Origin of the sequence: Vreelandella aquamarina (assembly GCF_044805175.1) — a bacterium.
GTDB lineage: Bacteria > Pseudomonadota > Gammaproteobacteria > Pseudomonadales > Halomonadaceae > Vreelandella > Vreelandella aquamarina_B.
Window position 1 is genome coordinate 2617428 of sequence record NZ_CP085232.1, and the last position, 14054, is coordinate 2631481.

General features: G+C 54.9%; 12 protein-coding genes. 6 read left to right on the top strand and 6 right to left on the bottom strand.

What is annotated here, in order from left to right; genetic code table 11:
- Positions 1-3 precede the first annotated feature (3 nt).
- The 3 genes from LG300_RS12185 to LG300_RS12195 are packed head-to-tail and all read left to right on the top strand — an operon-like array spanning position 4 to position 5250.
- The gene (locus LG300_RS12185; RefSeq protein ID WP_404375586.1) at positions 4-2631 is read left to right on the top strand and encodes an ATP-binding protein; all 2628 of its coding nucleotides are present in this window, start codon (positions 4-6) and stop codon (positions 2629-2631) included.
- The gene (locus tag LG300_RS12190; RefSeq protein WP_404375587.1) at positions 2628-4397 is read left to right on the top strand and encodes an EAL domain-containing protein; all 1770 of its coding nucleotides are present in this window, start codon (positions 2628-2630) and stop codon (positions 4395-4397) included. Before LG300_RS12185 ends, LG300_RS12190 begins: the two co-directional genes overlap by 4 nt.
- Positions 4387-5250: a MurR/RpiR family transcriptional regulator gene (locus LG300_RS12195; protein WP_404375588.1), complete on the top strand. Its 864-nt coding sequence runs from the start codon at positions 4387-4389 to the stop codon at positions 5248-5250. Before LG300_RS12190 ends, LG300_RS12195 begins: the two co-directional genes overlap by 11 nt.
- A gap of 13 nt (positions 5251-5263) precedes the next feature.
- On the opposite strand, the gene LG300_RS12200 is transcribed toward LG300_RS12195, so the two are convergent.
- Together LG300_RS12200 and LG300_RS12205 are read right to left on the bottom strand one after the other, a co-directional pair.
- Positions 5264-5623 (bottom strand): RidA family protein, encoded by a 360-nt coding sequence (locus LG300_RS12200; protein WP_404375589.1) that lies wholly within the window; start codon positions 5621-5623, stop codon positions 5264-5266.
- An 82-nt stretch (positions 5624-5705) separates the two neighbouring features.
- The gene (locus LG300_RS12205) at positions 5706-6182 is read right to left on the bottom strand and encodes an Lrp/AsnC family transcriptional regulator (RefSeq protein ID WP_404375590.1); all 477 of its coding nucleotides are present in this window, start codon (positions 6180-6182) and stop codon (positions 5706-5708) included.
- A 231-nt stretch (positions 6183-6413) separates the two neighbouring features.
- Between LG300_RS12205 and LG300_RS12210 the strand changes: the two genes are divergently transcribed.
- Positions 6414-8099: a 2-isopropylmalate synthase gene (locus LG300_RS12210; RefSeq protein ID WP_404375591.1), complete on the top strand. Its 1686-nt coding sequence runs from the start codon at positions 6414-6416 to the stop codon at positions 8097-8099.
- Positions 8100-8178: 79 nt separating this feature from the next.
- On the opposite strand, the gene LG300_RS12215 is transcribed toward LG300_RS12210, so the two are convergent.
- Positions 8179-9033: a universal stress protein gene (locus LG300_RS12215; RefSeq protein ID WP_404375592.1), complete on the bottom strand. Its 855-nt coding sequence runs from the start codon at positions 9031-9033 to the stop codon at positions 8179-8181.
- Between the two features lie 175 nt (positions 9034-9208).
- Between LG300_RS12215 and crcB (LG300_RS12220) the strand changes: the two genes are divergently transcribed.
- Positions 9209-9586 carry a fluoride efflux transporter CrcB gene (crcB, locus tag LG300_RS12220; RefSeq protein ID WP_404375593.1) on the top strand — a complete coding sequence of 126 codons (378 nt, stop codon included), beginning with the start codon at positions 9209-9211 and terminating at the stop codon, positions 9584-9586.
- 13 nt (positions 9587-9599) lie between these two features.
- Entirely contained in the window at positions 9600-9995 is a 396-nt protein-coding gene (gene crcB / locus LG300_RS12225; protein ID WP_404375594.1) for a fluoride efflux transporter CrcB, read from the top strand.
- 93 nt (positions 9996-10088) lie between these two features.
- On the opposite strand, the gene cfa is transcribed toward crcB (LG300_RS12225), so the two are convergent.
- The 3 genes from cfa to LG300_RS12240 all read right to left on the bottom strand — a co-directional run bounded on the left by cfa (position 10089) and on the right by LG300_RS12240 (position 13776).
- Positions 10089-11249, bottom strand: a complete 1161-nt coding sequence (cfa, locus tag LG300_RS12230; protein WP_404375595.1) for a cyclopropane fatty acyl phospholipid synthase — start codon at positions 11247-11249, stop codon at positions 10089-10091.
- Between the two features lie 159 nt (positions 11250-11408).
- Positions 11409-12266, bottom strand: a complete 858-nt coding sequence (locus LG300_RS12235; RefSeq protein WP_404375597.1) for a universal stress protein — start codon at positions 12264-12266, stop codon at positions 11409-11411.
- A gap of 19 nt (positions 12267-12285) precedes the next feature.
- Positions 12286-13776, bottom strand: a complete 1491-nt coding sequence (locus tag LG300_RS12240) for a SulP family inorganic anion transporter (RefSeq protein WP_404375598.1) — start codon at positions 13774-13776, stop codon at positions 12286-12288.
- Positions 13777-14054 lie beyond the last annotated feature (278 nt).

Genomic DNA, 14054 nt, shown 5'->3' on the forward strand with positions numbered 1-14054 from the left:
TGTATGCAAGCCGCCGATCTACCCGATAACGAATCACAACGCCTGACGGCCTTGCATGCACTCAACGTTCTCGATACTCCGGCTGACACGGCCTTTGATCGCATTACCGAGCTGGCTTGTGAGCTATTTGACGTACCGATAGCGTTAGTCTCGCTGGTTGATGAAAACCGCCAATGGTTTAAAGCCCAAAATGGATTAGACGCTTGTGAAACCAGCCGCGAGATCTCCTTCTGTGCCCATGCCGTCGCAGCCAACAGCCCCTTAGTCATTGAAGATACCAAGGACGACCCACGCTTCGCAGATAACCCGCTAGTATCCGGGCAGCCCCATATCCGCTTTTATGCGGGCCATCCCCTCTGCCCAAGTAGTGAGCAGCTACCCATTGGCACACTGTGCTTAATTGATACCCAACCACGCACCTTCTCTGAACGAGATCACCGTATTCTGCGCAATTTAGCCAAGCAGGTAGACGAGCTACTCCGCCAGCATGAGCTTAAAGAGCGCCTTTCACGTACAGCAAAGCAGTTCGAGGCGCTCTTTACCAAAAGTGCAACAGGCAAAATACGCTTCGACGAAGCCGGAAATATCATTGCCATTAACCCCTTTGCCCTCAACCTGTTGGGCTACCAAGCCGAAGAAGTTGTCGGTAACAATGTGGGGATGCTGGTTTTCCCAGAGGCCGCCGAAAAATACAACGCACTGATTAACCGCTATTTTGCTGAAGATAACGGGCAGCAAATGGGTAAAGGGCGCGAAATCGTGGTGCGCCACAAGCAAGGGCATGAGATACCCGTACACTTGGCAGTGAATGCCATCCACAATGACCGCCAAGAGTTTGTTGAGTTTCTAGCCATACTGACTGATCTTTCAGACATCAGTGAAGCCAAGCACCGCGTTAACCGCGAACGCAGCTTGCTACAAGTGCTCCATCAGGGCATTACCGACTACCAGGCACTAATGTCCGGCGAGCGGCTTTGGACCTTTCTGATGGAAGCACTGCGTGAGCTAACCGACAGCGACTACGCCCTGATTGGTGAAGTACTACCAACTGAGACCACCAACGCGCTGAAAATACACGCCATTACCGATCTCTCGTGGAGCAAAGAGTCCCGCGAGCTGATGGAGAAGCTGCGCAGTGGCGATATGATGCTTACCAACCCTAACTCCTTGCTAGGGCAGGTTTATGCCTATGGCAACGTGGTGATTACCGATGATGTGTATAGCCATGCCAAGCGTGGCGGTTTCCCACCGGGCCACCCACGGATCAATAACTATTTGGGCGCGCCTATTTTCAACGGCGACCAGTTGATTGGCATGTTCGCTATTGCCAACAGCCAGCAGCCTCTTAGCCAAGCGCTGCTGGACTGGCTACAGCCGTTTACCGACACCTGCGCCCTACTGATTAATCTCTATCGCCAAATGGCCGAGCGCGAACAAGTCACCAAAGACTTAGCGGCCGCACGGGATCAGGCAGAGAAAGCGAATAAGGCGAAGAGTGAATTCCTCTCTTCCATGAGCCACGAGCTACGTACCCCGCTAAATGCCATCATTGGTTTTGCCCAGTTACTCAGTAAAGGGCGACGCGACCCTCTTAGCGAGAAGCAACAGCGCCAGGTCAGCCAAATTGAGAAGAGCGGCCAACACTTGTTGAGCTTAATTAACGAAGTGCTTGATCTAGCGAAAATTGAAGCTGGGCATATGACCCTCTCCATAGAGCCGATCTCTATCGAAGGCGTCATTGAAGATGCTTGCAACACGCTAGAAGCTAATATGGATGCCACTGGCATTCAGTTAATTCGCTACCCAATAAACAGTACCTGGTCTGTCTCTGCTGACTACACCCGCACGAAACAGATACTGCTCAACCTGTTATCTAATGCCATCAAGTACAACCGCGAGCATGGCACCATCACCATTGAAGTAACGCAACAAGACTCCGAGCTACGTATCAGCGTTAGCGATACAGGGCCGGGGATTGCCAGCGAACGGCAAGAGGAGCTCTTTGAGCCATTTAACCGCCTAGACGCTGAACACGGCACCATCGAAGGCACGGGAATTGGGCTGGCGATCACGCGAGAACTGGTTGAGCGTATGTCGGGATGTATTGGCGTAGAAAGCCAACTTGGCAAAGGATCTACTTTCTGGTTTACGTTGCCCCTCATCGATAGCAGTACCTCTACTGCGCATGTAACCACCCGCGCCCATATAGATAGCAAAGCCGTACAACGTGTTTATCAACTGCTTTATATCGAAGATAACCCCACCAACCAGCGGTTAATGGAAGATATTATTGATGACTTCCCCCACGTAAAGCTCCAAACCGTTACCAGCGCAGAGCTTGGGATTGAAATTATGCGCTACTCACCGCCGGATCTTGTTTTGATGGATATTCACTTACCGGGAATGGATGGTTATCAAGCATTAGAGGCTATGCAGAGTGATACACAACTGAAAGACATCCGTGTGATTGCCCTGTCTGCCAATGCAATGGAGCGCGATATGGTCCGTGGCTTAGCCGCTGGTTTTGCAGATTATCTGACCAAACCTATTGATATCGACAGACTCTCGGCAACACTTGACACCTACTTCTCGACTGCCCCTACATCAGATGCACCAAGGAAGGCACCATGACGTTTATGAATAAGCATCTGCTCGTTGTTGACGACAACAGCGTCAATGTTGAGCTACTGCTAGACCTGTTGGACGACCACGGCTTTGATAACGTGCATGGACTCAGCGACCCACGCCACGTACTCGCCCACTGTCAGCAGCAGTTACCTGATTTGATTCTACTCGATATCCGTATGCCGCACTTAGACGGCTACGCAGTGATAGAGCAGCTGCAGACGCATTTTACTGATCAGATTCCCCCTATTATTGTATTAACCGCCCAAATCGACGACGAAACCCGCCACCGGGCGCTAAGTATGGGAGTGCGGGACTTCCTCACCAAACCGTTTAAACATGACGAAGTGCTGCAGCGCATTCGTAATACGCTGAGTGTGGAGCATCGTTATCAGGTTCGTGACAAGCAAGCAGAGACGTTAGAGCAAATGGTCGCTAAGCGAACAGAGGAGCTTGACCGCCAATCCCGCACCGACCCCATCACCCAGCTGCCCAACCGCCGCTCACTGACGCAAACCTTACAACAAGCCGCCCAACAGAGCCGCGATATAGGACTGCTGTTTATTGCTCTAGACCACTTAGATGATGTTGTACGCCTCCACGGTTATGGCATTGCCGACCAGTTAATGGTGCATATCAGTCACCAGTTAAACGCCCAGCTAGCACCTGGATGTACGTTAGGGTTATGGGGCGGCAGCGAACTGTTAGTGATCGTCCCCAGCGCTGAGCTTACCGAGCTACGGCAGCTGGCAGCACGACTATTAAGCTGTTTCGATCAAGATCAAGCGTTGGGCGACTTACTGCTACCGCTCAATGCCCGTATCGGCATTAGCTGGGCTCAGGGCCATTTCGATACCGAGCGCCTGGTACACATGGCGGCCCTAGCCCTGCCCCAAAACGGCTCTTTACGTATCCAAAGCTACAATGAAACTCTGGAAACCCAGCAGCGTCATCGCCTACACCTGCAACAGGCGGTTCGCGGGGCAACCCAACGGGGGGAAATGTCACTGGCGTTTCAGCCCAAGCTATCGCTCGCCACCCAGCAGGTCATCGGCGCGGAAGCCCTGCTCCGCTGGTACCATCCAGAACTTGGTCATGTGTCACCTGCAGATTTCATCCCCCTTGCCGAGGCAAGTGGTGATATTCTCTCCATTGGTGAGTGGGTGTTAGAAGAGGCCATGCGCTATATTGTGCAGTGGCGCCAGCAAGGGCTTCTTAATGACCGCTTCCATATTGCGGTTAACGTGGCGGCCCGCCAGCTGGCACGTAAGGATTTTGCTCAAAACCTACTAACACGCTTAGCTAAGCACAACATTCCTGAGCGCTTTTTTGCTTTAGAGGTCACCGAATCCGGCCTGCTCAGCGATATGAATAACGCGCGCATCCAGTTAGCTCAATTGACCGAAGCAAAAATTGCTGTTGCCATCGATGATTTTGGTACCGGGCACTCCTCGCTGGCTTATGTAAAGACACTGCCTTTTTCAACCCTAAAGATTGACCGCGCCTTTGTGATGGACTTGGAAAAAGACACGGTGGATCGCCAACTGGCTCTGACCATCACCCAGTTAGCCCATGCAGTAGGCTGTAATGTGGTGGCTGAAGGCATCGAAACCGCAGCTCAAGCAGACTACTTACGTTCTATTGGTTGCGAAGCTGCACAGGGGTATTACTATGCTCGTCCGTTGCCCGCCGATGAATTTTATCGCTGGTGCACGAATTGGAAACCTCACCCAAACTTAACGCCTGCCACGGAGTCTGTTAATGGCGCATGACCTGCTAGACCGCTTACGGGAACGCTTAGAAGAGTTGAACCGCTCAGAGCGCAAAGTCGCTAACGTTATTTTGGAAGATCCCGCAGCGGCCACCAGCCTGAGCATCGCAAGCCTTGCCCAGGCAGCTAGCGTCAGCGAGCCAACCGTTAACCGTTTCTGCCGTAACTTTGGCGCCAAAGGCTACCCGGACTTCAAAATCAAGCTGGCCCAAAGCCTGGCGGGGGGCACGCCTTACGTCACCCGTGCCGTGGAGCCCGGTGATACCGCCACGCAATACACCCATAAAATCTTTGGGGCGACCATTGCCGCGCTGGACGAAGCCCAGCGGGAAGTGGATATGGCCGCCGTAGAGCGCATGGTGGATTACCTGACCCAGGCAAAGCAGATTCACTTTTTCGGGCTGGGCGCGTCCGGTGCCGTAGCACAGGATGCCCAGCATAAGTTTTTCCGCTTTAACCTACCGGTGATGGCCTACGTCGATGTGTTAATGCAGCGCATGGTAGCCGCCGCCTGCCACACCGGCGACGTCGTAGTCATTATCTCCTATACCGGCCGCACCAGGGAGCTAGTGGATATCGCCAAAGTGGCCAGGGAAGCAGGTGCCGTGGTGCTTGGCATTACCGCACCGGATTCACCACTCGCTCAGGAGTGTACCGCCACCCTTGAAGTCGCCACCCCCGAGGACACCGACCACTATATGCCAATGACCTCGCGGGTGATTCAGCTTACCTTAATTGATGCGCTGGCCACCGGGGTAACGCTTAGGCGTGGCGAAGACTTTCTACCGCACCTGAAAAAAATCAAAGACAGCCTGCGCGACACACGCTTTCCGATGGATAAAAGCACCAAATAAGTGCCGCTAGCGGCTACGCATCCACAGCGGTGGTGACGGTAATCTCTACCTTTAGCTCATCAGCGGGCATTGGCGCGCAGACGCAGGTGCGCGCCGGTGCGTAACCTTCCGGCACCCAGGCATCCCACACTTCGTTCATCGCTGCGAAGTCGCTGCCGTCTTTCAAGTAGATAGTGGCGCTGAGCAGCTGTTCGCGGCTGGAACCGATCTCTTTAAGCAACGCATCCACCCGCGCCAACATGCTCTCCGTTTGCTGCTTAATGTCTCCATGGCGGGCCTCCGGGCCAGCCACCTGGCCGCACAGATAGGCCACGCCCTGATGAATCACGGCGCGGCTCATACGGGCTTTTGTGTCATGGCGTTGAATGGTCATGGGCTATTCTCCTAAGTAGGACAAAAACGGCAGTGTAAACCGCCATGACGCCACTGCCTATGCTTCGTTAGCCAGCGAGCATTTAGGTGGGAACAGGGCGATGCTCAAACACACGACGCAGCACAAAGCTGGTGTGGGCTCCCGTGACCCCTTCAATACGATTAATCACATGCAGCAGCAGGTGCTGATAGTCATCCATATCCTTGACCAAGATTTTGAGCTGAAAGTCCGCCGCCTGCCCGGTAATAATCAGACACTCCACCACGTTGGGGATATTACGCACATGGCGCTCAAAGTTATCAAACCGCTCTGGCGTGTGTTGGTCCATTGAGATATGCAGCAGCGCCATTAGCTGAAACCCTAGCGGCCGTGCATCCACTACCGCGCGGTACTGGGTAATCAACCCATGCTCCTCCAGCGCTCGTACCCGACGTAAACAGGGAGACGGCGAGAGGCCAATACGCTCGGCCAACTCTTGGTTACTAATCCGCCCTTCCACCTGCAGCACATCCAGAATACGCCGGTCAAAACGATCCAGGGTTAAAGGTGATACCGTCATAGCCGACAGCTCCTACCAATAAAAAAGTATTTATTGATACATTCTGCCACTTATTCGTGATAAAGCCATTTTTTCGCAATAACCTTCCAAGACAAGTTGCGTACACTGGTGTGACTGCCACAAGCAGGCTGGCCTGGCTGTCTTACCCAAGCACCAACCAGGTTTCATTGTCAGCGGCTAACGCCACAAGCGGCCGCGCTATACAAACTCAACGTTTTCAGGAAACTTACCATGGCTGCTTTTGATCATCGCAAATACCGTCCTGCCCCGCGGGTACCCGCCTTTAACCGCCAGTGGCCCGACCGTGAGCTTACCCACGCCCCTATTTGGGTAAGTGAAGACCTACGCGATGGTAACCAAGCCCTCCTTGAGCCAATGACGGTTGAACAGAAGCAGCGCTTTTGGCACCAAATTATTAAAGTGGGCATTAAGGAAGTCATGGTGGGCTTTCCCTCCGCCAGCCAGCCAGATTACGACTTTGTACGCTGGTTGATCGAAGAGGATCAAATTCCAGAAGATGTCACCATTGCCGTGCTGGTGCAGTGCCGTGAGCACTTGATCGAGAAAACCTTTGCCTCCTTGGTGGGCGTCAAGCGCGCCATTATCCACCTGTACAACTCCACCTCGACCATCCAGCGGGAGCGGGTATTCGAGATGGACCGCGATGGTATTACCGATATCGCCGTTCAAGGGGCGACCTGGGTAAAAACCTATGCCGACCAATATCCAGATGTCGATTGGCGCTTCCAGTACTCGCCGGAGAGCTTCTCCAGCACGGAAATCGACTTCTCGCTGGCGATCTGCGAAGCGGTCATGGAGGTATGGCAGCCCACCCCGGACAATAAGTGCATCCTTAACCTGCCCACTACGGTAGAGGTAGCAGGCCCGCACCACCACGCCGACCAAATTGAGTACTTCTGCCAGCACATTAGCCGCCGCGACAGCGTGATTATTTCCGTTCACACCCACAATGATCGTGGCGGTGCCGTGGCCTCGGCTGAGCTTGCACTGCTAGCGGGTGCCGACCGGGTAGAGGGCACCTTGCTGGGTAACGGCGAGCGCACCGGTAATATGGATATTGTTACGCTGGCGATGAACCTCTACAGCCAGGGGATTGACCCCGAGCTGGATCTTTCCAACCCGGATGAAATCATCCAGGTGGTTCAAGAGTGTACCGGTATCACGATGCACCCCCGCCACCCCTGGGTGGGCGAAATGGTCTACACCGCCTTCTCAGGCAGCCACCAGGATGCGATTCGTAAATCACTCAAACACCAGAAACCCGACGAGCCGTGGCAAGTAGCCTACCTGCCGATCGACCCCCACGATATTGGGCGGGACTACCAGGCGGTGATTCGGGTGAACAGCCAGTCGGGCAAGGGTGGTATGGCCTTCCTGCTGGAGCGCGACTACGGCATTAACCTGCCCCGCTGGATGATGCTAGCGCTGGCCCCTTATGTGCAGAAAGAGAGCGAGCGACGTAACAGCGAGCTCTCTAGCGAGATGATTCGCCAAGTGATGTTCGATAACTTCTCCCATGACGCACCGCTAGCGCTGGCCGACTACCGGCTCTCAAAAGGGCAGCAGGAAGGCATTGATATGACTCTGTGGCAGGGTGCCGAAACGCTACGCTTATCCGGCACAGGAAATGGTGCGATGTCATCATTCACCGACGCCTGGAAGAAACATACCGGCAGCCACGTCGCAATACTCGATTACAGCGAGCACTCGCTGGGCGGCGACAGCGAGGCCAACGCCATTGCCTTTGTGCAGCTTAATATTGATGGACAGCGTATCTGTGCCGTAGCGGAAGATAGCGACACAGTCAGCGCTTCACTAAAAGCCGTGCTATCGGGAATTAACGCAGCGCAGCCAACCCGTACCACCCAGCCACAGGCTGCCACCAGTCTCGCGTAGACAGCTGTTGAGCCGCCGCTTAATCTTAAGCGGCGGCCCGAACCCTTAGCAGTGGCCAGGATGTGGCATCAACCGTTATTCAGCGCAGAATCAATACCGGTAAATGAGCGTTACGCAACATCGCCGTGGTGATGCTGCCCACCAGCAGGTGACGAATACGTGTGTGGCCGTAAGCCCCCATCACGAGCAGGTCAATGTCCTTTTCTTGCTTATAAGCACGCAGCGTCTCTTCCACCTCGCCGGCGCGAATAGCGCTTTCGGTTTGGTGGCCTGCGGCCTGTAGAGTATCGGTGGCCCACTGCAGCTGCGAACGGTTTTCTGCCGTCTCTGCGCCAACAATCACCACATGGCACTCCACGCCGTGGAACAGTGGGCTTTTCGCTAGCATTTCAACGCCTTTACGCGCCGTTGTGCTACCGTCAAAGGCCATCAGCACGCGCTTAGGCGGCGAAAACGCCTTCGGCACCATCAAAATGGGCCGGTGAAGCTCACGTACCACGCGCTCAAGGTTCGAGCCCAAGTGGCCGCTGGCTTGGTGGGCCGTTTCTCCTCGTTTCCCCAGCACCAGCAAGCGGATCTCTTTTTCATGCTCGGCCAAGGTATCCACCAGGGTGCCATTGCGTTGCATACAGGGCGGCTCTGCAAACCCAGCCGCTTCTACCCGCGCTTTCGCGGCATCCAACATCAAACGCCCTTGCTCACGGGCAAGCTTGCCGCGCTGCTCTTCAATATCCGATAGCTGTTCTAGTAGATGCTCCCGCGTGCCCAGGCCTAGATGGCCGGTTAAGTCAGGCTCTGCGACCTGGGCGTGGTTATCAACAGTGTGAAGAAAACGCAACGGTGCCGAAAGCGCCGTGGCTGCCCAAGCCGCATAGTCACACACACTTTCTGAGTAGTGGGACCCATCGATGGCTGCTAACACGTAATCAGACATATAGGCTTCTCCTTAAACAGGGGCATCAAATGTTGTCTTTATTCTGCTTCTTTTGTACACGAAGTCGTTGATCAGCAACACCTTTAACGGCACATTTTTAGGCCTTCTGCCTGGGGTTGAGGCGGGTGCTACAATTAGCCGCCTATCGATAGATTCACCATAAGGCGAAGAGCAGATGGGGCATGGTATAACTGGCGTTTTACTCGTTGCACTGGGCGGCGCACTGGGGGGGATCGTACGCTTTGCGATTTCCAACGCAATGGCCCATGTGCTGGGTAAAGCCTTCCCTTGGGGAACGCTACTCGTCAACGCCAGCGGAGCACTGCTGGCGGGTTGGCTGTTCGGCGTTTACGGCGTGCCTAATACACAGCCGCTTTGGCTATTTGCTGTGGCGGGCCTGTTGGGCGGCTATACCACGGTGTCGTCGTTTAGCTTGCAGACCCTTGAGCTATGGCAGCGTGGCCAGGCGTACCGCGCCGCGCTCAATATGGCTGCGACGTTACTGTTAGGCGTTGCCATGGCAGCGCTAGGCTGGTGGTTGGCCCAGGGTTAGCGAGGAGTTCAACATGAGTATCAACGCCTATCTCGCCGTTAGCCTTGGCAGCGCTATGGGTAGCGTGCTGCGCTATAGCGTCTCGCTGGCTTCAATGGCCGTGCTGGGTAGCCACTTCCCCTGGGGAACGCTATTGGTAAATGTGTTGGGCTCCTGCCTCATCGGCTGGTTAGCCGCGACAGCTTCACGCGCGCCACATGGCAAGCTGGCGCGCCAGCAGCCGCTGTTATTGGCAGGGTTTTGCGGCGGCTTCACTACCTTCTCGCTCTTTAGCCTGGAAACGCTGCACTTGGCACAGCAGGGCCGTCTAGGGCTGGCACTGCTTTACGGCATAGGCAGCTTACCCCTCTGCGTAGTCGCTGCCTGGATGGGCGAGCGTTTGGCCTTTTCACACCCACCAGCGGCCTAACCTTTTGATACGCGGGTCGCTCGAACAGCAGCAGCCCTGGGTTTATCTCTCCTTGATCCTCTGGCTGCCACAAACTGCTGCCGGCGTGATTGATTAGCTAACACGGGAGTATCCACCAAGCACCCCTTGTTTGCTCATCACTAACTGCCAGAGCTGAATTTGCCGGGCGCGAAAAGCCCCTGCGCACACCAACAGGTAATAGCGCCACATGCGGTAAAAGCGCTCGCCATACTGCTCTTTAAATCGCGGCCAGTGGGTTTCGAAGTTATGGTGCCAAGCCATTAAGGTGCGGTCATAATCAGCCCCAAAGTTATGTATATCTTCAATAACGAACAGCCCCTCGGCAGCGTCTGCAATCTGCCCCAGGGTAGGCAGTTCGCCGTTGGGAAAAATATACTTATCAATCCATGGGTCGGTCACGGTATTACTTAAGTTTTTACCGATGGTATGCAGCAAAAACAGCCCATCATCTTTTAAGCAGCGGTGAACAACGCTCATATACTCGCGATAGTTTTTATGGCCTACGTGTTCAAACATGCCGATGCTCACCACGCGGTCAAACGTCTCAATCTCTTCACGGTAATCCTGCAGACGAAACTCTATCGGTAGGCCTCTTCTCAGCAGCCGCTGACCGAACTCCGCCTGCTCCCTAGATATGGTCAGGCCAACACACTCGACCCCATAATGCTCGGCAGCGTAGCCCATAAAACTGCCCCAACCGCAGCCAATATCGAGAACGCGCATTCCTGACTTTAACTGTAGCTTACGACAGATAAGGTCAAGCTTGGCTTCCTGGGCTTGATCCAGCGTTTGGGCATGTTGCCAATAGCCACAGGTGTAGGTCATCCGCTGGTCGAGCATCGCGGCATAAAAGTCGTTGCCGAGATTGTAGTGCTTCTCCCCTACTTCCCACGCACGCTTCGCTGTTTGCCGGTTGAGCAGGCGCGAACGCAGCGAGTGGTAAATCAGCTGGGTGGGCTTAATGCGTTGCCCAAGCTGGGCACGCATGATGCGGTAAAATAGCTCGTCTACCCGTACAGCATCCCACTCACCCCGCATGTAGCTTTCGCCAAGCCCCAGATTACCTCGCGAAAGAGCGCTATCGAGAACGCCGGGTGCGTATAACTGCACATCCCAGGGGCGACTGCCATTCAGCTGAATATCAGCTTGAAGTAATAAATCGATAAGAAAACGGTGGGAGGGTGAGGTTGCATCAAAGCCAATAGGCGATTTTTCCAACGTTGGCATGTTCACGGCAGGCTCCTCGCACTATTCCAGAGAGTGGATAGGTAACAACCTGCCTAACAGCATAGTATCGAATAGCACAGTATTGCACTGCAGCATGAACACCTTCCCACAAAAAAGCCGGGCTACTCGCAAGAGCAGCCCGGCTTAAGCGCTTTTAATAAGCGTTTAACGCAGGATTAACACGGGTATCCGGCTGCTTCGTAGCATGGCCGTGGTGGTACTGCCTACCAGCAAATGGCGAATGCGCGAGTGCCCGTAGGCTCCCATCACCAGCAGATCAATGCCGTTTTCCTGCTCGTAGGCTTGCAAAGCGTCATCCACTTCACCCGCACGAATGGCGCCTTGTGCCTGATGCCCCGCTTCGCGCAGGGTGTTTAGCGCCCACGCCAGCTCACTGCGATGCTCGGCTGTTTCTGCTCCGACAATCAGTACATGGCAGGTTGCCCCCGCAAATAGCGGTGAGCGGGCCAGCATCTCCACCCCTTTGCGGGCGGTTTTGCTGCCATCAAAGGCAATCAGCACCTTTTCCGGGCGCTGAAAGGCTTTCGGCACCATCAAAATCGGGCGATGCATTTCCCGCACCACCCGCTCTAGGTTGGCACCCAGGTGCCCACTGGCTTGATGGGCGGTTTCGCCGCGCTTGCCTACCACTAGCAGGCGCACGTCTTTTTCCAGCTCTACCAGTGTTTCCACTAGCGTGCCGTTTAACTGGCGGGTCGTGGGGCTACTTACCCCATCTTCCACCGCCCTGGCCTTGGCCGCTTCGAGCATCAGCTTGCCTTGCTCACGATTTACCCTGGCACGCCGCTCATCAAGCGCTGAGAGCTCTTCCATCAGCTTTTCGCGGGCACCGAAGCGTAGGCTGCCGGATAAGTTTTGCTCTTCGGGTGCCCAAGAGTGATTATCTACAACGTGCACAAAGCTTAGCGGCGCACCCAGGGCCAAGCTTGCCCAGGCGGCATAGTCGCAAACACCTTCGGCAAATTGGGAGCCGTCAATGGCGGCGAGTACGTGTTCTGTCATGGTGCTCTCCTTGCCTGGTTTAGTGGCCACCCATCAGTTTTTCAACGGCTTCCGGGTCGTTATGAACGGCGTAGCGGTCCACCACGGTGGCGCTTGCTTCGTTCAAGCCCACTAGCTCGACCGCGGTGCCTTCACGGCGGAATTTAATCACTACACGGTCAAGCGCTTGAACGGCGGTCACATCCCAGAAGTGCGCCTTCGATAGGTTAATGGTCACCTTATCGATGCTCTCTTTGAAATCAAACGCGGCCATAAAGCGCTCAGACGAGGCAAAAAACACCTGCCCAACCACTTGGTACTCGCGCTCCTTACCAGCCTCTATTTCTTGAGAGCCTACATACATGATGTTGCCGACCTTGTTGGCGAAGAACATCGCCGCCAATAGCACGCCCACAAAAACACCGATGGCTAGGTTATGGGTGCCTACCGTGACCGCCACGGTCGCCAGCATGACAATATTGGTGCTCATTGGGTGCTTCTTCAGATCGCGAATAGACTCCCAACTAAAGGTACCAATCGAGACCATAATCATGACCGCGACCAGCGCTGCCATGGGGATTTGCGATACCCAATCCGCCAAGAACACCACCATCAGCAGCAACACCACGCCTGCAATCAGCGTCGATAAACGCGTCCGGCCACCCGATTTAATGTTGATCACCGACTGGCCTATCATCGCGCAACCGGCCATACCGCCCATTAAACCAGCGCCAATATTGGCCACCCCTTGGCCTTTACACTCGCGGTTTTTATCGCTGGGCGTGTCGGTGAGGTCATCCACAATCGTGGCGGTCATCATGGATTCCAGCAGGCCAACGACTGCCAGCATCACGGCGTAGGGAAAAATAATCATCAGGGTTTCAAGATTTAACGGTACGCTCGGCCATAGGAAAACCGGCAGCGTATCCGGCAGCTCGCCCATATCGCCCACGGTGCGAATATCCATACCGCTCACCATATACACCACGGTCAGCACCACGATGCACACCAGCGGAGAAGGAACCGACTTGCCAATCTTCGGCAAATAAGGGAACAGGTAGATAATCCCCAGGCCGGCCAGCGTCATGGCATACACGTGCCACGTCACGTTGGTAAGCTCCGGTAGTTGCGCCATGAAAATCAGGATTGCCAGCGCATTTACAAACCCGGTGACCACCGAGCGGGAGACAAAGCGCATCAGCTCCGCCAGCCGCAGGTAGCCCGCAATGATTTGCAGCACCCCGGTTAGCAGCGTGGCGGCCAGCAAGTACTCCAGGCCATGCTCTTTCACCAGTGTCACCATCAGCAGCGCCATCGCCCCTGTGGCCGCAGAGATCATGCCGGGGCGGCCACCGGTAAAGGCGATCACCACCGCAATACAGAACGAGGCATACAGCCCCACTTTCGGGTCCACGCCCGCGATAATCGAAAAGGCGATCGCTTCAGGAATTAGCGCCAGCGCGACGACAATACCTGAGAGCGTGTCGCCCTTAATGTTAGAGAACCACTCATGCTTACTGAAAAGTGCCATCCAGGGAGTCCAATGGTTAGGGGGTTAAAGACATTGCGCGCCACAGCCGCACACAAAGGCAGCACAAGAGCGCACGTTAGTAATAGATTGTCGGGTATATGCAACCGAACGAAGACGCAAACGCGCCGATAGCCAAATAGCGGCAACGGGATGCCATAGCACCGATATAACGCGAAGAGCGTTATGGCGCTGATAAGGAGGGAAAACCTAGGGTGGAGTCATCAGCCCTGGTGTCGGCAGAGCAACGGCTGCCATCGTATTATTCATGGAACGTAAAC

Bases quoted from the DNA above. Each gene is read 5' to 3' on its own strand.
- LG300_RS12235 (WP_404375597.1), bottom strand. From the start codon at position 12,266: ATGACAGAACACGTACTCGCCGCCATTGACGGCTCCCAATTTGCCGAA.
- crcB (WP_404375594.1), top strand. From the start codon at position 9,600: ATGAGTATCAACGCCTATCTCGCCGTTAGCCTTGGCAGCGCTATGGGT.
- LG300_RS12215 (WP_404375592.1), bottom strand. From the start codon at position 9,033: ATGTCTGATTACGTGTTAGCAGCCATCGATGGGTCCCACTACTCAGAA.
- LG300_RS12185 (WP_404375586.1), top strand. From the start codon at position 4: ATGCAAGCCGCCGATCTACCCGATAACGAATCACAACGCCTGACGGCC.
- crcB (WP_404375593.1), top strand. From the start codon at position 9,209: ATGGGGCATGGTATAACTGGCGTTTTACTCGTTGCACTGGGCGGCGCA.
- LG300_RS12190 (WP_404375587.1), top strand. From the start codon at position 2,628: ATGACGTTTATGAATAAGCATCTGCTCGTTGTTGACGACAACAGCGTC.
- LG300_RS12205 (WP_404375590.1), bottom strand. From the start codon at position 6,182: ATGACGGTATCACCTTTAACCCTGGATCGTTTTGACCGGCGTATTCTG.
- LG300_RS12240 (WP_404375598.1), bottom strand. From the start codon at position 13,776: ATGGCACTTTTCAGTAAGCATGAGTGGTTCTCTAACATTAAGGGCGAC.
- LG300_RS12210 (WP_404375591.1), top strand. From the start codon at position 6,414: ATGGCTGCTTTTGATCATCGCAAATACCGTCCTGCCCCGCGGGTACCC.
- LG300_RS12195 (WP_404375588.1), top strand. From the start codon at position 4,387: ATGGCGCATGACCTGCTAGACCGCTTACGGGAACGCTTAGAAGAGTTG.
- LG300_RS12200 (WP_404375589.1), bottom strand. From the start codon at position 5,623: ATGACCATTCAACGCCATGACACAAAAGCCCGTATGAGCCGCGCCGTG.